Here is a 17708-nt window from a genome sequence, read left to right as displayed (position 1 = left end):
TCTCTCTTATGCAGTGTTCTATAAGCCAGTTTATTCAGACTCGTCCTAAATCATGCTATAATAATAAGACTGCCTAAAGAACGAGAAAACGTAAGGTTCTTTCAGTAGATTTGTGTGAAAGAAGAGGGTGTATCCAACATGTCATTTGACGGCATTTTTACATACGGTATGACAAATGAATTGCAAGAAACATTAACTGGCGGAAGAATTTCGAAAATACATCAGCCATACAAGCATGAGCTGATTTTTCATATCCGGTCAAAGGGGAAGAATCATAAGCTTCTTTTATCCGCTCACCCGAGCTATGCAAGGGTACAGCTCACTGAGCACCATGATGATAATCCGAGCGAACCGCCAATGTTTTGTATGCTTCTCAGAAAACATCTTGAGGGTGGGTTCATTGAACGTTTTGAACAAATTGGGTTAGATCGGGTGATCGTGCTGCACGTGCGAAGCCGAAATGAAATTGGCGATGAACAAACCCGTAAGCTGTATATTGAAATTATGGGCAGGCACAGCAACTTAATTCTCGTGGAGGACGAAACGGAGCAGATCATTGACGGACTGAAACATCTTTCTCCATCTGTGAACAGCTATCGAACGGTGCTGCCCGGACATCAATATCTTCTGCCGCCGGCACAGCAAAAGCTGAATCCTTTTGACGTGACGAAGGAAGATATTTTAAAGCATTTACGTTTTCAAGAAGGGAAAATCGCCAATCAAATTGTCGATACATTCTCCGGGGTTTCTCCGCTGTTTGCTAAGGAAGCTGTCCACAGGGCCGGTCTTGCCAATCAGGAAACGATTCCAAGTACATTACTCGAGATGTTCCAGCTCATACAGGCGCATTCTTTTACCCCTCAGCTCACGAGAAAAGATGGGAAAGAGTATTTTTATTTATTAGAACTTCAGCACGTCCATGGTGACATGAAGACATTTGATTCTCTAAGCGAGCTGCTTGACCGCTTTTATTTCGGAAAAGCTGAAAGAGACAGAGTCAAACAGCAGGCGGCTGATCTTGAACGTTTTGTTGTGAATGAAAAAAAGAAAAATGAAAACAAGCTAAAAAAACTAAAAAGAACGCTTGAAGAATCTCAAAATGCGCATAAGTACCAGCTTTATGGTGAATTGCTTACTGCCAATATATATGCAATTAAAAAAGGGGATAAAGAAGCGACTGTCATCAATTATTATGATGAAGAAGGCGGAGAGATCACGATCCCGCTCAAAACAAACAAAACCCCTTCTGAAAATGCACAAGCGTATTTTACAAAATACCAAAAGGCAAAAAATGCAGTAGAGGCCGTAAATGAACAAATCAAGCGAACACATGAAGAAATTGTTTATTTTGATGAGCTGATCCAGCAGCTGTCCTCTGCCTCACCAAAAGATTTAGAGGAAATAAGAGAAGAACTGGTGGAAGGAAAATATTTGCGTCCCAAACAAAAACGCAACGCCAAAAAGAAAAAGCCATCGGCCATTCAGCTTGAAGCATATGAATCTTCTCAAGGTGTTCCGATTCTCGTTGGAAAAAACAACAAGCAAAACGAATATTTGACCACAAAGGCGGCAGCTCGTGATGACATTTGGCTGCACACAAAGGATATTCCTGGATCACATGTCGTCATTCGTCACCAAGCGCCTGATGAACAAACCTTGCTTGAAGCGGCACAAATTGCTGCCTACTTCTCGAAGGCAAAAGAATCAAGCTCCGTCCCTGTCGATTATACGAAAATCCGGCATGTGAAAAAACCAAACGGAGCAAAACCGGGCTTTGTCACGTATGATCAGCAGCAAACATTATTTGTGACGCCTGATGAGGATGTTGTCCTAAAGCTGAGAAAATAAAAAAGAGCCGATTAAATCTTTAGATGAGATTTTATCGGCTCTTTCTTTGTCGTTTTTTCCTTTCTATATAGAGCTCATCCAGTGCATCTACGTCCTCTTGTTCAAGCAAGGTCTCAATGGCCGCAGCCAGCTGTTTAGTGCGGGCTGGGCTTGCACCACTCGTAGATACAGAGATTGTCACTTTTCCTGCCCTCACAACCTTTGGCACAATCACATTGCCAAGCTCTGACTGGCTCACACAGTTGACGAGCTGATGAGGAAGCGCTGATTGCGTCATCCACTCGTTTACTGAAGGATCGTCTGTAGCAGCGACAATCAAAAATGCATCCTTTACATCTTCCGCATCAACTTTCTTTTTCTTCCAAGTCAGCTGATATGTCTCAATAAGATTCGCCATTTCATCACAAATGTCAGGGCTCACAATGGTTATGCTGCATGGCTCCATGCATAGCGCACTCGTCCTTCTAGCCGCAATCCTTCCACCGCCGGCAATTAGCACGTGTTTATTGTTTAGATCAAGATGAACTGGAAGCATGGCTTTCTCCTTGAAAACGAAACGCATCCTCTTTGTTTAAGATCGTTTCCTGCACACGTTCAATATAAGCTGCTTTTACATGGGGATGAAACCCAATATACCGGCAGACACGGACATCTCGCAGCCGCTCTCTCGCCTGATTCGCTTCATTCTCAATCTCTTTCATTAAAATGCCTGTAAATAAAAGATAAGGCACGAGATAGACAGGCGTATCGTCATCTACTGTTAACTGTGCTAAGACGTCACGATAATTCGGTTCACACGCTGTAATAAAACACGGAAAAACCTCTGCACAAGGCAGCATGCTTCGGACATCATCTGCAATGCCAAACACATCCCGCTTTACATCTGGATCAGAGCTTCCACGGCCAATTAAGAGAATTTTTGCGCGCTCTCCCTTGTATCCAGCTTCTTCAATCCTTGCGATAACCGCTTTCGTGACTTCTTGGTTCACGCCTATAGGTCTTCCATATGTCACTTTCACTTGTGGGAAACGTTTTTGTACTTTCACAATCTCATCTGGAATATCTGATTTGGCATGCATGGCAGTTAAAAGGAGGAGCGGGACGATCGCAATGTGGGTTGCTCCTTTTTGTACGCAAGTCTCAAACCCTTCTTCGATTGAAGGGTCCGTCAACTCTAAAAAACAAATTTCTTGTATATCTGCTTCCACTAACGGCATACAGCTTTTCATAAAAGAAATGGCTTTATCCTGTGCTTCTTTTACCCTGCTTCCATGCCCAACATAAAGGACAGCTTGTTTCATTTGACTCCTCCTTGCAACCTTAGTTTTATTCAGACGAAAAGACACGATGTCCACACGTGTCTTTTCACCTTTGTTCTCATTTCTCAATCAGTGCTGGTTCAAACCAGTTCAACTTTTGATGAAAGTGAACGACATCTCCTACTACGATTAAACTCGGATGCTCGATCCCTTCTTTTTCAACCGTTTCAGATAGTGTCGCCACCGTGCAGCAAGTCGTCTTTTGCCTTGTGGTCGTTCCCCAGTGAATAAACGCAGCTGGGGTTTCAGGGTTCCGCCCATTTTTCAAAAGCAGCCGCTGGACTCTTTCCACGTTTTTGACGCCCATGTAAATGACAAGGGTATCAATCCCCGTCGCCAGCGCTTCCCACTTTTCTTCAAAATGTTCATCCTTTTGATAATGCCCTGTCACAAACGCAACATTTGAGCTGAATTCTCGGTGCGTGACTGGAATGCCTGCATAAGCAGCGGCTGCAATGCCAGAAGTAATCCCCGGGACAACTTCATACGGAATACCATGCTCAGCTAAGCATTCGATTTCTTCACCGCCACGGCCAAATACAAAGGGATCACCGCCTTTTAGACGAACGACTATGTTCCCTTCCTTCGCATAAGCAACTAGCGCTTCATTAATCGCTTCCTGTCTCATCGTATGATGATTCGGCAGTTTGCCGCAATAGATCAACTCCGCCTCCGGTTTGGCATGGGCAAGAATCTCTTGATTGACAAGACGATCATATAAAATGACATCTGCCTGCTGTATTGCCTTATGGGCCTTTAGCGTAATTAAGTCTGGGTCACCCGGTCCGGCACCAACAATGTATACTTTCCCCATCTTGCTTTCTCCCCCTGCCATCAGGCGATTATTTCGTTTTACCTTTTACATATTCAACAAGCCGCTGTTTTGACTCCTCGCGTGATAATTCACCTGTATCTAGAACGAGCTCAGGCGCAGCTGGCTCTTCGTATGGTGAATCGATTCCCGTGAAAAATGGAATTTCGCCGTTTCTTGCTTTTTTATATAATCCCTTTGGATCACGCTCTTCACACACGTTCAGATCACATTTCACAAACACTTCGTGAAATTCTCCGTCTTCGACTAACTGTCTTACGATTTGGCGGTCTTCTTGAAATGGTGAAATAAAAGCAGTAATGACAATCGTTCCTTGCTCAACAAATAATTTCGCCACTTCACCGATGCGCCGAATGTTCTCTTTTCTGTCGTCATCTGAAAAGCCTAAATCTTTATTGAGTCCATGGCGTACGTTATCGCCGTCAAGGACTGTCACTTGGTACCCCTGTTCAAACAGCTCTCGAGCCGCTGCGTTGGCGATCGTCGATTTACCTGAACCGCTTAGACCTGTCAGCCAAATGATCCCGCTTGTATGGTTGTTTTTCTGTTGATATTCTTTTTTAGTAATAGATGAATCATGCCACACGATATGTTCGTTGCTCATGTCATATCCTCCTTTAAGATACCGTCGTTTTTAATCCTTCGATTAATGTTTCAATGACTTCTTTGCGGCTGAACGTGCTCGGTGGTAATTCACCATTTCTCAGCATCGTTCTGACCTTTGTACCTGAAAGAATGACATGTTCGCTTTTATCATGTGGGCATGTTTTTGGTGTTGCCATTGCTTCACATGTATTGCAGTAAAAGCTGTGTTCAAATTTTAATGGTGTGATCCCAATTTCTTCGCTTGTAAATTGTTCAAATAGCTCCTGCGCTTCGTATGTGCCGTAATAATCACCAACACCCGCATGATCTCTGCCGACAATAAAATGTGTACAGCCATAATTTTTACGCACAAGCGCATGAAAAATCGCTTCCTTTGGTCCAGCATAACGCATGGCAGCAGGAAAAACACCTAAAAAGACGCGGTCTTTTGGGTAATAACCGTTCAGTAACACTTGATAGCTTTTCATTCTGACATCTGCTGGAATATCATCAGATTTTGTTTCACCAACAAGTGGATTTAAAAATAGACCATCCACTGTTTCCAGTGCTGTCTTTTGAATGTATTCATGCGCACGATGGACTGGGTTTCTCGTTTGGAAACCGACAATTGTTTTCCAGCCGTTTTCTTTAAAATGTTTTCTTGTTTCTTCTGGCTCATACGTAAATTGCGGGAAAGGTTTTTCACTGCGTTTTGTCAGTGTAATTTTACCACCAATATACGTGTCACCGCGTTCAAATAATTTTTTCACGCCTGGGTGATTGCGGTCATCTGTTTTATACACATTCACTGCTTCTTTTTCCTTATCAGGTGTGTATTGATCTTCCACCTCAATGACCCCGTATACTGTTCCATTATACGATAAACGAACAATGTCACCTTGATTGATCTCCGCTGCTTGTTCCTTTGTGACAGGCAGAGTAATCGGAAGAGACCAAACGACACCACTTGCTAGTCGCATACTGCTGACAACTGCTTCATAATCAGCTTTCGTTAAAAACCCTTCAATTGGACTATACCCGCCAATTGCGATGAGTTCAAGGTCTGCAAAAGAGATGGCATCCAGCTCAATTTCTTTCGCAGCTGTGCTTAGATCAAATTCTTCATTTACTCGATTAATTAATACGCCACCATGTGGTGTTAAACTCATTTGTTCATCTTCCTCTCAATGTTCATATTTATTAGATGTTAATAGTCGGATTTATATTTAAATCCCGCCTCCCTGTTCATGAATCGAGCTGCTCTCATTTTTAACTGCCTTCATAAGACTCAGTGCACCTAGTGAAGCAAGCAGTACACTCATCATGATAAAGATAGAGTAATAGTCTCCTTTTAAGAAAAGGCTTACCAACAAATAAGATAGACTAAGTGATAAGAAAGGTGACACAACCCATACCTTCAGCATTTTTTTCACAACATGTTTATGAAAAATGTTCGGTCCACCCTTTGCCATACCAAGCCCAATAATGGACGAGGAGGTAATTTGAGTAAGGGGAACAGGGAGTCCGAATATAGAGCTGACGATGACAAGTCCTGCACCGGTGCTCGATAATAGAATGCCTTCACCCGTTTGATAGCGTGTAATTTTCTTTCCGTTTGTTTCTAGTACCCTTCTTCCTAGAAGCAGCGCCCCAATGGCCACAAAGATTCCGCCGTAAAGGGTTCCTTGCCCGACTGACAAAACACCTGATGCGACAAGCGGGCCAACCGCATTGGCGACATTGTTCATGCCGGCTGAAAATGCTTCTAAAAACCCACTGATAATCAAAACAACAGATAAGATCAATGTACCTTTTTTGGATAATGTCCGTTTAGGGAACAATCTGATGATTTTGACAACAGCAAAGGTAAAAACAAAGGCAACAATCGGAATAATCACCCAAAAAGAGACAATGACTAAGATCGATTTCACATACAGCACTTTATATGCGGCTGCCACACCGACCACAGCACCTACTGTGACCTCACTTGTGGATAAAGGAATGGCCAAGAGGTTCGCTATGAAAAGTGATAATGCGGCCGAGCCAATGATGATACACACAATTTCAAGTGTGATGACAGATTCCGGCATAATCCCGGAGCTAATCGTTTTGACGACCTCACCGCCGCCAATCACTGAACCTGCTAATATTCCAACTGCACAAACGCTGAGCGCATATATTGGCTTTTTGATCGCACCTGATCCATATGCGATGCCCATCGAAGCGGCTGCTCCGCTTGCGCCAATATTTAAAGCAAAGAATAAGCTAAATAAAATTGCGGCGATTTCCATACATTATGCTCCCTTACTCATGTAATCCGCACTCAGTCTTTGCTGTCCCTGACCATCTTCCAGAACGCAAATCATCAGCAGTAAATGCCGGCTGTGTACATGGTGCACACCCGATGCTTGGATATCCTTGGTCGTGCAGCGGATTATAAGTAAGATCCTCTCTAGACGCATATCTCCATATGTCCTTCCACGTCCAGTGAATGAGCGGACATACTTTGACTGATTGGAATTTTTCATCCTTATTTAAGAAGTTCGTACCTGCTCGTTTAGGCGACTGCTCTCTTCTTAAACCAGACAGCCATGCCGGATAGCCAGATAGTGCCTCTTGCAACGGAATGACCTTTCTCATATGGCAGCAGCTTTGAGGATTCGTTTCCCATAATTTATCACCATGCTGCTCATTCTGCTCTTCCACCGTCAGCTCAGGTGTTTTCAGCACGATGTCTAACCCGGGATATCTTTCCCTAACTGCATCAATGGTGTCGTATGTTTCCTTGAAATGCAGACCTGTATCTAAAAAGACAATTCTTGCATCTTTTTTTACTTTCGCAATAAGATCGATCAGGACAATGCCCTCAATGCCAAAACTGCATGCATAAACGAGCTGATCACCATAGTGGCCGTACGCCCATTTCAGCACAGATAGGGCCCCTTTATACAAATCATCCTCTTGAAATGTAATGGACGGCTCTTGCCAATTTTCATAAGTTAACATTGTTTCTCCCCTTCCGGAGTACTGCTTCTATTGCTATTCTCCGCACTACTTTAATCTGATTTTTTCATTTTTTTCCACTTGAATCACTTGACCGTCCTGAACGATCAACGTAATTGAACCGAATTTCATATCCCCAATCAGCTCTTGCATATGCTTCACTAAGTCCTCATCCTGGTTTTGTTTCAGTTCCATCTCCTCTTCCTCCTCACCGTTAAAATAAAAAAACTTTCTTTCAGTCCGAAAGAAAGATGAGGAAGCTCACGATTTCCTTATCTTTCAAAATAGAATCATTTTGCAGGAAGTAGCACCTTGCAAATCGCAGGTTGCCGGGCTTCATCGGGCCAGTCCCTCCACCTCTCTGGATAAGAGTTTTAATTTGTATTAAATATTAACACAATTCAAACAAAAGTCAACCCGACTTTATTGATAGGATTAGTTTTTATTTAAATTTGAGTCTATTTTACTATTTTTAACCAAATAAAAAACTGTGCAGCGCAGCACAGCTTTTTTTAAAACAAAACAAGCTTTTTAGACCGTTTCTTCCATCCAAGATTCAGACGAAGGATCCTGTCTCCAGCGTTTTAGTTTATTCATAGCAGAAGACTCGATTGCTTTTAGCTCAAGTGCCACTTCTGTCAGTGTGTCATAGTCTGTCAGCGTGACATAGGGAATGTTTTTCTCTTGAAAAGCTGCAGTTGCTTTTGGCAGTCCATAAGTGAAGATCGCAACAACTCCGAGTACGTCACAGCCTTCTTCTTCTAGAGCAGCCACAACTTCAAGAACGCTGCCTCCAGTTGAGATGAGGTCTTCTACGACAACCACCTTTTGTCCAGGTGATATAGCTCCTTCAATTTGATTTCCTTTTCCGTGTGCTTTTGGTTTACTTCTTACATAACACATCGGTACGTTCAGACGATCAGCTGCTAATGCCGCATGAGGAATGCCAGCTGTAGCTGTACCTGCGACAACTTCCGCTCCTTCAAAATGAGTGAGAATCAAGTCTTTTAAACCTTCCGCAATGTCCCCTCTGACCTCAGGATAAGACAAGGTGAGGCGATTGTCACAGTAAATCGGTGATTTGATACCGCTCGCCCATGTAAATGGTTCGTCTGGTTTTAAAGAGACAGCTTTGATTTGTAATAAATGCTTCGCGATTTTCGTTTTCATCCGGCAGTCACTCCCACTCTTTCAAAATTTGTTGATAAGCTTCCACTGGGTTTGTGGCTTTTGTGATCGATCTTCCCACAACAATCTGTGAAACCCCCTGCTCTTTGGCAAAAGCAGGTGTCGCCACACGCTTTTGGTCATCCGTTTGATCATTTGGTAAGCGAATTCCTGGTGTGACAGTGAGAAAGGAGGGAGAGATTTGTTCATGAAGCTGTTTTGATTCATGAACAGAGCACACCACACCATCAAGCCCACTTTCATATGCCAATTGTCCATAATGAAGCACAGCCTCTTGCAATGGGCGGTCAATTAGCAATTCTTTTTTCATCATATCTTCTGACGTGCTTGTCAGCTGGGTCACTGCAATAATGCCTGGGCGATTTTGCCCGGCAGGGGTTCCGCTTTCAAGCCCCTCTACGGCCGCCTGCATCATCCTTTTCCCGCCGGCTGCATGCACATTCACCAAATCAACACCAAGTCCAGCAAGCCGGTTCATCGCTTTTTGCACGGTTGTTGGAATGTCATGAAGCTTCAGATCAAGGAAAATACGGCAATTTTTTTCTTTCAGTGCGTCAATAATGGCAGGACCTTCTTGGTAAAACAGCTCCATGCCAACCTTTACGAATAATGGAGTGCCTTCAAAACGATCTAAAAAGGCGTGCGCCTCCTGTCCTGATGGAAAATCAAGCGCGATGATGGGCAAGTGCTTCATGTTTCCAGCTCCTTCCGATGCATTCCTCTACAGATGAATACCCATAAGCCGCTAACACATTCGGCAGTTCATCAATGATTTCCGGGCAAATAAATGGGTTCACAAAATTGGCTGTCCCAACAGCTACCGCACTTGCGCCAGCTAGTAAAAATTCAAGTACATCTTCAGCGCTTTGCACCCCGCCCATCCCAATAATCGGAATAGTAACAGCTTGACTGACCTCATGCACCATTCGGATGGCAACAGGTTTTACGGCAGGACCTGATAATCCGCCTGTTTTATTGGCAAGAATGGGTTTGCCTGTTTTTAAATCTAAACGCATCCCAATCAAAGTATTGATCATGGTGAGTCCATCCGCTCCAGCCGATTCAATCGCTTTAGCAATCTCAACGATATTGGCTACATTAGGTGACAGCTTCACATAAACAGGAACGGAGGAAACTTCCTTGACGGCTTTTGTCAATGTAGCCGCCATTTCTGGATCGGTCCCAAAGGCAATTCCTCCTGTTTTCACATTCGGACACGAGATATTCAGTTCAAGGGCGTGAACATTGCTTGCTTGACTAATTTGCTTTGCTACTTCAACATAATCATCAACTTGTGATCCAGCAACATTGGCAATAATAGGGGTATCGAACTGCTCAAGCCAAGGTAATTCATGTTCAAGCACGCCTTTTAGACCTGGATTTTGGAGACCAATCGCATTCAGCATACCGGCTCCTGTCTCAGCTACCCTAGGTGTCGGGTTGCCAAATCTCGGTTCAAGGGTCGTGGCTTTAATCATGATGCCGCCCAGCAAGGAAAGGTCATATAATGATGCGAATTCTTTTCCAAATCCAAAACAGCCTGATGCAGGAATGATTGGATTTTTTAAAGATAAGCCGGGTAATTCGATGTTTAGCATGATAGCGCCACCTCCTCCGCTTTAAAAACAGGTCCATCCAGACAAACTTTAACGTACGGTTTCTCGTGCTGATCGGTATGACAGACACAAGCAAAGCATGCACCGATTCCGCAGCCCATTCGTTCTTCCATTGAAATATAGACAGGCTTATCGGGATAAGAGTCTTTTAGTGCTTTTAACATAGGTGTCGGTCCACAGGAAAGCAAGACATCAAAGTCCAGCTCATTCTCTTCAATGACATTTGTCACGAAACCTTTCGAGCCATATGTTCCATCAACGGTTGCGATAAATGTATCTCCGAGCGCTTGAAACATCTCCTCATAAAATACATCCTTTTTTGATTGAAAACCGAGAACATGTTTTACGATGACGCCTTTTTTCGTTAACCGCTTAGACAGTTCATATAACGGAGGCACACCGATTCCTCCACCGACTAATAATGCGGTCTGTCCGGCCTGAACGACTGAAGGGTCATAGCCGTTTCCAAGCGGTCCTAACACATCGACTGACTCTCCCGCCCGCTTTTGGGAAAGGAGCTTTGTGCCCTCTCCCTCTGCGCGGTAAATGATGGTTGCTTCTTGCTTTTCGGCATGAATGTTGGCAATACTGATCGGTCTTCTCAGCAGCGGTGTCATGGATTCACTGACCTTTATATGAAGAAACTGTCCAGCTGTTTGAAAGGATTCAACAAGATCACCTTTTAATGTCATTTCGTAAATATGATCAGCGATCTCTCGGTTTGAGACGACCGTCAAGTATGCTTTTTTCATATCGTTACTGTCACCTCAGCATTCGTTTTCACTTCTGGCATTTCATCTGCTCTAAATGTCATGCTCTCTAGCACTCTTAAAATCGCTTCCGCTGTATCTAGTGACGTTAAGCAAGCGACACCATTTTCAACAGATTCACGTCTAATTCTAAAGCCGTCTCTTGCCGGCTGTTTTCCTTTTGTTAAGGTATTGATGACAAATTGGGCTTCACCATTTCGAATGACATCCAGCAGGTTCTTTCCTTCTTCTCCTATTTTGCCGACAACACTTGATGGAATAGAGGCTTGTTTTAAGTAATTCGCTGTTCCTTCTGTTGCTAAAATATGATAGCCGATGGAATGGAATCTTCTTGCAATCTCAAGTCCTTCTTCTTTATCTTTATCAGCCACTGTCAGGAGCACCGTTCCGTCTTTTGGAATTTGAATGCCTGATGCAATCAACCCTTTGTAGAGGGCTTTTTCGATTGTGACATCTTTCCCCATGACTTCACCTGTTGATTTCATTTCAGGCCCTAGTGTAATATCTACTCTTCTTAGTTTTGCAAAAGAGAAGACTGGAACTTTAACATATACGCCTTCTTGCTCAACATGAAGCCCTTCTTGGTAGCCATAGTTTTTCAGTTTTTCTCCTAAAATAACCTTTGTAGCTAAGTTCGCCATTGGAATGCCTGTAATTTTACTTAAGAATGGGACAGTCCGGCTTGAGCGCGGATTCACTTCAAGTACGTACACTTCTCCTTTTGATAGAACAAATTGAATGTTCAAAAGCCCAATGATGTTAAGGCCTTTTGCCAGTTTAATCGTGTATTCTGCAATTTTCGCTTTGATGTCCTCTGACAAAGTTTGCGGCGGGTAGACCGCAATGGAGTCTCCAGAGTGAACTCCGGCTCTTTCAATGTGTTCCATAATGCCTGGTATGACAACCGTTTCTCCGTCAGACACAGCATCTACTTCAATTTCTTTTCCTGTCAAATACTTGTCAATGAGCACTGGGTGCTGCGGATTGACTTTCACCGCATTCTCCATGTAGTGAAGGAGCTCAGCTTCTTGATACACAATTTCCATTGCACGGCCGCCTAATACATAGGAAGGACGGACAAGCACGGGGTAACCGATTTGATTCGCAATCGCTACTGCCTCTGGCACAGACGTTGCTGTCTTACCTTTTGGCTGCGGCACGCCGAGAGTTTCTAATGTTTGTTCAAACTTGTCACGGTTTTCCGCACGGTCAAGGTCTTCAAGCGATGTTCCAAGTATCTTAACCCCTCTATTTGATAATTCATCTGCTAAGTTAATCGCTGTTTGTCCGCCAAACTGAACGACGACACCTTCTGGTTGTTCAAGGTCGATGATGTGCATCACATCTTCTACAGTGAGTGGTTCAAAGTAGAGCTTATCTGAAATACTAAAGTCTGTTGAGACGGTTTCAGGGTTGTTGTTAATAATAATGGCTTCATAGCCTGCTTGTTTGATTGCCCACACTGAATGAACGGTCGCATAATCGAATTCAACCCCTTGTCCGATTCTGATTGGACCTGAGCCTAGCACGATGACACTTTTCTTCTCTGTTCGTTCGGATTCATTTTCATCTTCATATGTGCTGTAGAAGTACGGTGTTTCTGATTCAAATTCTGCCGCACATGTGTCCACCATCTTATACACAGGAACGATGCCTGCTTCTGTTCTTAGGTTATAGACATCTGCCTCATTCATATTCCATTCGCGGCTAATATAAATATCTGAGAAACCTTTTTCTTTCGCTTCTTTTAAAACGTCTACATTGCCTTTGTTTTCTTTTAGTGTCTTTTCAAATGTGATGATGCCTTCCAGTTTATGAAGGAAGAAATAATCAATTTTCGAGAATTCATGAATCTGTTCGACGGTATAGCCTCTTCTTAGTGCCTCAGCGATATAAAACAGACGTTCATCTCCTGCTTTGATAATCCGCTTTTCGAGCACTTCGTTCGTAATGTCCGCTTCGTCTTTTAATTCAATGTGATGCACATCCGCTTCAAGTGAACGAACAGCCTTTAAAAGAGACTCTTCTAATGTGCGGCCAATCGCCATGACTTCACCCGTTGCTTTCATTTGTGTTCCAAGTCGTCTGTTGGCAGATTCAAATTTATCGAACGGCCAGCGCGGGATTTTTGAAACGATATAGTCGAGTGCTGGTTCGAACGCTGCATATGTTTTACCTGTGACTGGGTTCATCATTTCATCAAGTGTTAGGCCAACTGCGATTTTCGCTGCAAGTTTTGCAATCGGATATCCAGTTGCTTTAGACGCAAGAGCAGAAGAACGGCTCACGCGGGGGTTTACTTCGATAATATAGTATTGGAAGCTGTCTGGATCAATCGCCAGCTGTACGTTACATCCGCCTTCAATGCCAAGTGCACGGATCAGCTTGAGTGACACATTACGAAGCAGCTGATATTCACGATCACTTAGCGTTTGACTTGGTGCCACAACGATACTGTCACCTGTGTGGATGCCGACAGGATCAAAGTTTTCCATGTTACAAACCACAATGGCATGATCTCCGCTGTCACGCATGACCTCATATTCAATTTCTTTAAAGCCTGCGATACTTTTTTCAAGCAAACATTGTGTCACCGGACTTAACTTCAGTCCATTCTCGACGATTTCTTTTAATTCTTGCTCATTTGTACAAATTCCGCCGCCTGTTCCGCCTAGTGTATAGGCTGGTCTAACAATGACTGGGAAACCGATTTGATCTGTGAATGCCATCGCTTCTTCAAGGTTATGGATGATTTCACTTTCTGGTACAGGTTCATTTAATTCATTCATTAGATTACGGAATAAATCTCTGTCCTCTGCTTTTTGAATAGCTGACAGCTTGGTGCCTAGTACTTCAACACCGCATTCAGCGAGTACACCAAGATCTGATAATTCAACAGCAAGGTTCAATCCAGTTTGTCCGCCAAGTGTTGGCAGAATCGCATCAGGACGTTCTTTTCGAATGATTCGTGTTAAAAATTCTGGTGTCAGTGGTTCGATGTATACCTTATCGGCCATTTCTGTATCCGTCATGATCGTCGCAGGGTTAGAGTTCACAAGAACGACTTCATAGCCCTCTTCTTTTAGCGCTAAGCAAGCCTGTGTGCCTGCATAGTCAAACTCCGCTGCCTGACCGATGATGATTGGACCTGAACCGATCACTAAAATCTTTTTGATATCTACGCGTTTTGGCATACTTCTTCCCCTTCTTTCTCAGTTGTATGAATCATGTCCATGAACTCGTCAAATAAGTAGTTCGCATCTTCTGGACCCGGTGATGCTTCTGGGTGATACTGGACAGTGAATGCTGGTGCTTCTTTATGTTTTAATCCTTCAATGGTGTTGTCATTTAGCGCAATATGTGTGACTTCAAGCACGTCTTCATTAATGGCGCTAACCGTGTAGCCATGGTTTTGAGACGTCAAGGTTACCTTGCCAGTTGCTAATTCTTTGACTGGATGATTGGATCCTCTATGCCCAAATTTCATTTTTTCTGTACTTGCGCCGCACGCAAGCGCGAATAACTGGTGTCCCAGGCAGATACCAAAGAGTGGTACCTTTCCAATCAGCTGCTGAATCATTTCAACCGCTTCTGGCACATCGACTGGATCCCCAGGTCCGTTTGAAAGCATGATGCCGTCTGGTTTTAACTGTAATACTTCATCTGCCGTGATATTGTATGGCACCACAATGACATCACAGTCTCGCTTATTGAGCTCGCGCAAAATGCCGTGCTTCATGCCGAAATCGACAAGCACAATTCTTTTTCCTCTTCCTGGGCTTGGATACGCATTTTTCACAGATACTTGGCTTACTTGATCTGTTGGTAGCTGCATCGTTTGAAGGCGGCTTACAACGTCTTCTACTTGTTCATCCGGTCCTGCAAAAGCTCCTCTTAATGTACCTGCACTTCGAATCATGCGCGTGAGCTTGCGTGTATCAATACCGCTAAGACCTGGGATATTTTTCATTTTTAAATACTCATCAAGTGAGTATGAAGAGCGCCAGTTTGAAGGCTTTTCACAAAGCTCTTTCACGATCAGCCCTTTCACAAACGGTGTGATCGATTCAAAATCATCACGGTTAATGCCATAGTTGCCGATCAGCGGGTAAGTGAGTGTGACAATTTGTCCGCAGTACGACGGGTCAGACAAAATCTCTTGATAGCCTGTCATCCCTGTGTTAAAGACGACTTCTCCGACTGACGGTTCTAAGCTGCCAAAGCCTGTTCCTTCGAATACTGTTCCGTTTTCTAGCACTAAGCGTCTCTTCATTTTACTAGTCTCCCCTCTTCATAAACGACTTTCCCAGATGCAAGTGTCATGACCGGCCATCCTGATACAGTCAATTTGTCAAACGGTGTATTTTGTCCTTTAGATAAGAAGCTTTTTTTGTCAATTGCCATTTCTTTGTTTAAATCAATCAGTGTGATATCAGCGATTTGACCTTCTTCCAGCTTTCCGTATGGAAGAGCAAAGGCTTCTGCTGGTTTGATGGTCATATAATCAACAAGTTCTTTTAATGTCCATTCCCCTGTTTTCACAAAACGTGTGTACAGAAGCGGGAACGCTGTTTCAAGTCCAACAATCCCAAAAGGTGCCCTCTGCATCGTTTCGTTCTTTTCTTCTTCTGTATGCGGTGCATGGTCTGTGGCGATAAAATCAATCGTGCCATCTAAAAGCCCCTCGATCAGTGCCTCGCGATCTTCTGCTCCTCTGAGCGGCGGATTCATTTTATAGTTTGTGTCAAGACCTGGAATGTCTGCATCACATAAGAGCAGGTGATGTGGCGAGACCTCAGCTGTCACACGAATGCCTGCTTTTTTTGCATCGCGTACCACTCGGACGGATTCCTTTGTGCTGATATGGCATACATGATAATGACAATTCGCTGCTTCTGCTAAGAGGACATCTCTTGCAATATGCACCGATTCACAAATTGACGGTATCCCGTTTAACCCATTTGCTTTTGAAAAGTCTCCTTCATGAACACATCCTCCATAAATGAGTGAGTTATCTTCACAGTGCGCCACTATGGCTTGATCAAGGCTTGCTGCCTTTTTCATTGCTTCGTACATCATGCCTGCTGTTTGAATACCAACACCGTCATCCGTAAAGGCAAAAGCGCCCGCTTCTTTTAACGCTGCAAAGTCCGTCATCTCTTCGCCAATTTGTCTCGTCGTGATGGAAGCGTATGGCAGTACTCTTACAGATGAGGTCTCTTTGATTCGATTCATCAGCCATTCCATTTGTTCTTTTGTATCTGGAACTGGCCGTGTATTTGGCATCGCTGCAATGGTCGTATACCCGCCTCTTGCTGCTGCCTTAGAACCTGTTTCAATGGTTTCTTTTTTCTCGCCGCCTGGCTCTCTTAAATGCACATGCAGATCAATCAAACCTGGTGATACAAATAGCCCTGCTGCATCAATGACTTCTTCTCCGTCTTCTCTTTCTAAGTGACCCATTGCTTGAATCACTTTTCCTTCTACCCTAATATCCTGCTGCACTCTTTCCCCTGTGCTTGATAAGATAAAACCGTTTTTAATGAGATATGACATAGACAGAATCTCTCCCTTTTTGATGTAGTCTGCTATTTTGAAAAGCCCTTTTTAACACAGCCATTCGGATATACACACCATTTTCCATTTGTTTAAAAATCCTTGACTGTTTTGACTCTACTAATGAATCATCTATTTCAACACCTCTATTTACTGGTGCTGGATGCATAATAATCGCTCTTTCTTTCATTTTGCTTGCCCTGTCTACTGTTAATCCATAAGTCGATAAGTAACCCTCATTGCCCATCTTTTCTGAGTGTCTTTCATGCTGAATTCTCAGCAGCATCACCACGTCAGACCGCTTCATGGCTTCGTCCACTTCGACATACATTCCATGAGGATTTTGTTCATCTTGGAAGGAAGCTGGTCCTGAAAAGAGCACTGTCGCTCCTAGTCTTGCGAGGACTTCAGCATTGGACCTTGCCACCCTGCTATGTTTGATATCACCATGAATCGAGATCGTTAAGCCTTCAAAACCGCCAAACTCTTCGAAGATCGTCATCAAATCCAGCAATGATTGTGTAGGGTGCTGTCCGCAGCCATCTCCCGCATTAATGATTGGAATCCCGACCTTCCCAATCAGCTCTTTGTAATATTCGTCGGTACTGTCTCTGATGACACATGCCTTGACTCCGATGGATTCAAGTGTTTTCACTGTATCGTAAAGGGTCTCTCCCTTTTGAACAGAGGTACTTGCTGCGTCTAGGTTCAGCACATTCATTCCAAGTTTCTTCTCTGCCACCTCAAAGCTAAAACGCGTTCTTGTACTTGGTTCAAAGAAGAGGTTCGCTACAAATTCACCTGCTAAACCATGTTCCTGTTTCCCTTTTTTCAATGCACATGCTTCTTCAATCAGCTGTAAAATTTCTTCCTTTGACAAGCTGCTCATTGTCGATAAATCATTCATTTTTTCTGCCCCCTCTAGTTTTTCATCACTTTCAGGTTCAAAAAAACCCTAAGCCTCGGCAGCTTAGGGTTCTCCAAAAGAAGC

17 protein-coding genes and 1 riboswitch are annotated in these 17708 nt (G+C 43.6%); of the genes, 1 reads left to right on the top strand and 16 read right to left on the bottom strand.

What is annotated here, in order from left to right; genetic code table 11:
- The first annotated feature begins 138 nt into the window (after window positions 1-138).
- Window positions 139-1848, top strand: a complete 1710-nt coding sequence (locus ABG082_RS07600; RefSeq protein WP_348936728.1) for an NFACT RNA binding domain-containing protein — start codon at window positions 139-141, stop codon at window positions 1846-1848.
- A 31-nt stretch (window positions 1849-1879) separates the two neighbouring features.
- Here ABG082_RS07600 and ABG082_RS07595 read toward each other — a convergent pair whose 3' ends face one another.
- The 16 genes from ABG082_RS07595 to ABG082_RS07520 form a co-directional block, all read right to left on the bottom strand.
- Entirely contained in the window at window positions 1880-2383 is a 504-nt protein-coding gene (locus tag ABG082_RS07595; RefSeq protein WP_348936727.1) for an NAD(P)-dependent oxidoreductase, read from the bottom strand.
- Entirely contained in the window at window positions 2364-3149 is a 786-nt protein-coding gene (locus ABG082_RS07590) for a sirohydrochlorin chelatase (protein ID WP_268432359.1), read from the bottom strand. The genes ABG082_RS07595 and ABG082_RS07590 overlap by 20 nt, the downstream gene beginning before the upstream one ends.
- Window positions 3150-3225: 76 nt before the next feature.
- Window positions 3226-3981 carry a uroporphyrinogen-III C-methyltransferase gene (gene cobA / locus ABG082_RS07585; protein WP_008344909.1) on the bottom strand — a complete coding sequence of 252 codons (756 nt, stop codon included), beginning with the start codon at window positions 3979-3981 and terminating at the stop codon, window positions 3226-3228.
- Window positions 3982-4009: 28 nt separating this feature from the next.
- A complete protein-coding gene (gene cysC, locus ABG082_RS07580) occupies window positions 4010-4603 on the bottom strand; it encodes an adenylyl-sulfate kinase (protein WP_007499696.1) in 594 nt (197 codons plus the stop codon).
- A gap of 13 nt (window positions 4604-4616) precedes the next feature.
- On the bottom strand, window positions 4617-5753 hold the full coding sequence (gene sat / locus ABG082_RS07575) for a sulfate adenylyltransferase (RefSeq protein WP_046527256.1): 1137 nt from the start codon (window positions 5751-5753) through the stop codon (window positions 4617-4619).
- A 57-nt stretch (window positions 5754-5810) separates the two neighbouring features.
- Window positions 5811-6875, bottom strand: a complete 1065-nt coding sequence (locus ABG082_RS07570; protein ID WP_008344915.1) for an inorganic phosphate transporter — start codon at window positions 6873-6875, stop codon at window positions 5811-5813.
- Window positions 6876-6888: 13 nt separating this feature from the next.
- Window positions 6889-7590, bottom strand: a complete 702-nt coding sequence (locus tag ABG082_RS07565) for a phosphoadenylyl-sulfate reductase (protein ID WP_007499702.1) — start codon at window positions 7588-7590, stop codon at window positions 6889-6891.
- Between the two features lie 45 nt (window positions 7591-7635).
- Complete coding sequence (locus ABG082_RS07560; protein WP_008344920.1) at window positions 7636-7782, bottom strand: YezD family protein; 147 nt, start codon at window positions 7780-7782, stop codon at window positions 7636-7638.
- Window positions 7783-7856: 74 nt separating this feature from the next.
- Window positions 7857-7959: riboswitch (SAM riboswitch) on the bottom strand.
- Between the two features lie 159 nt (window positions 7960-8118).
- Window positions 8119-8757 (bottom strand): orotate phosphoribosyltransferase, encoded by a 639-nt coding sequence (gene pyrE, locus ABG082_RS07555; protein WP_144684321.1) that lies wholly within the window; start codon window positions 8755-8757, stop codon window positions 8119-8121.
- A gap of 7 nt (window positions 8758-8764) precedes the next feature.
- A complete protein-coding gene (gene pyrF / locus ABG082_RS07550; RefSeq protein ID WP_342498982.1) occupies window positions 8765-9469 on the bottom strand; it encodes an orotidine-5'-phosphate decarboxylase in 705 nt (234 codons plus the stop codon).
- Window positions 9441-10373: a dihydroorotate dehydrogenase gene (locus ABG082_RS07545; protein WP_281215352.1), complete on the bottom strand. Its 933-nt coding sequence runs from the start codon at window positions 10371-10373 to the stop codon at window positions 9441-9443. Before ABG082_RS07545 ends, pyrF begins: the two co-directional genes overlap by 29 nt.
- Complete coding sequence (locus tag ABG082_RS07540) at window positions 10367-11143, bottom strand: dihydroorotate dehydrogenase electron transfer subunit (protein WP_008344928.1); 777 nt, start codon at window positions 11141-11143, stop codon at window positions 10367-10369. The genes ABG082_RS07545 and ABG082_RS07540 overlap by 7 nt, the downstream gene beginning before the upstream one ends.
- Window positions 11140-14355 (bottom strand): carbamoyl-phosphate synthase (glutamine-hydrolyzing) large subunit, encoded by a 3216-nt coding sequence (gene carB, locus ABG082_RS07535; RefSeq protein ID WP_206114318.1) that lies wholly within the window; start codon window positions 14353-14355, stop codon window positions 11140-11142. The genes ABG082_RS07540 and carB overlap by 4 nt, the downstream gene beginning before the upstream one ends.
- On the bottom strand, window positions 14340-15434 hold the full coding sequence (locus ABG082_RS07530) for a carbamoyl phosphate synthase small subunit (RefSeq protein ID WP_019743288.1): 1095 nt from the start codon (window positions 15432-15434) through the stop codon (window positions 14340-14342). The genes carB and ABG082_RS07530 overlap by 16 nt, the downstream gene beginning before the upstream one ends.
- The gene (locus ABG082_RS07525) at window positions 15431-16717 is read right to left on the bottom strand and encodes a dihydroorotase (protein WP_008344934.1); all 1287 of its coding nucleotides are present in this window, start codon (window positions 16715-16717) and stop codon (window positions 15431-15433) included. The genes ABG082_RS07530 and ABG082_RS07525 overlap by 4 nt, the downstream gene beginning before the upstream one ends.
- Complete coding sequence (locus ABG082_RS07520; RefSeq protein ID WP_017359350.1) at window positions 16701-17624, bottom strand: aspartate carbamoyltransferase catalytic subunit; 924 nt, start codon at window positions 17622-17624, stop codon at window positions 16701-16703. Before ABG082_RS07520 ends, ABG082_RS07525 begins: the two co-directional genes overlap by 17 nt.
- Window positions 17625-17708: the final 84 nt, after the last annotated feature.

Origin of the sequence: Bacillus sp. BS1807G30 (assembly GCF_040047675.1) — a bacterium.
Classification (GTDB): domain Bacteria; phylum Bacillota; class Bacilli; order Bacillales; family Bacillaceae; genus Bacillus; species Bacillus altitudinis.
This window is presented reverse-complemented; position numbering and strand designations above follow the sequence as displayed.

Bases quoted from the DNA above. Each gene is read 5' to 3' on its own strand.
- ABG082_RS07600 (WP_348936728.1), top strand. From the start codon at position 139: ATGTCATTTGACGGCATTTTTACATACGGTATGACAAATGAATTGCAA.
- ABG082_RS07595 (WP_348936727.1), bottom strand. From the start codon at position 2,383: ATGCTTCCAGTTCATCTTGATCTAAACAATAAACACGTGCTAATTGCC.
- ABG082_RS07590 (WP_268432359.1), bottom strand. From the start codon at position 3,149: ATGAAACAAGCTGTCCTTTATGTTGGGCATGGAAGCAGGGTAAAAGAA.
- cobA (WP_008344909.1), bottom strand. From the start codon at position 3,981: ATGGGGAAAGTATACATTGTTGGTGCCGGACCGGGTGACCCAGACTTA.
- cysC (WP_007499696.1), bottom strand. From the start codon at position 4,603: ATGAGCAACGAACATATCGTGTGGCATGATTCATCTATTACTAAAAAA.
- sat (WP_046527256.1), bottom strand. From the start codon at position 5,753: ATGAGTTTAACACCACATGGTGGCGTATTAATTAATCGAGTAAATGAA.
- ABG082_RS07570 (WP_008344915.1), bottom strand. From the start codon at position 6,875: ATGGAAATCGCCGCAATTTTATTTAGCTTATTCTTTGCTTTAAATATT.
- ABG082_RS07565 (WP_007499702.1), bottom strand. From the start codon at position 7,590: ATGTTAACTTATGAAAATTGGCAAGAGCCGTCCATTACATTTCAAGAG.
- ABG082_RS07560 (WP_008344920.1), bottom strand. From the start codon at position 7,782: ATGGAACTGAAACAAAACCAGGATGAGGACTTAGTGAAGCATATGCAA.
- pyrE (WP_144684321.1), bottom strand. From the start codon at position 8,757: ATGAAAACGAAAATCGCGAAGCATTTATTACAAATCAAAGCTGTCTCT.
- pyrF (WP_342498982.1), bottom strand. From the start codon at position 9,469: ATGAAGCACTTGCCCATCATCGCGCTTGATTTTCCATCAGGACAGGAG.
- ABG082_RS07545 (WP_281215352.1), bottom strand. From the start codon at position 10,373: ATGCTAAACATCGAATTACCCGGCTTATCTTTAAAAAATCCAATCATT.
- ABG082_RS07540 (WP_008344928.1), bottom strand. From the start codon at position 11,143: ATGAAAAAAGCATACTTGACGGTCGTCTCAAACCGAGAGATCGCTGAT.
- carB (WP_206114318.1), bottom strand. From the start codon at position 14,355: ATGCCAAAACGCGTAGATATCAAAAAGATTTTAGTGATCGGTTCAGGT.
- ABG082_RS07530 (WP_019743288.1), bottom strand. From the start codon at position 15,434: ATGAAGAGACGCTTAGTGCTAGAAAACGGAACAGTATTCGAAGGAACA.
- ABG082_RS07525 (WP_008344934.1), bottom strand. From the start codon at position 16,717: ATGTCATATCTCATTAAAAACGGTTTTATCTTATCAAGCACAGGGGAA.
- ABG082_RS07520 (WP_017359350.1), bottom strand. From the start codon at position 17,624: ATGAATGATTTATCGACAATGAGCAGCTTGTCAAAGGAAGAAATTTTA.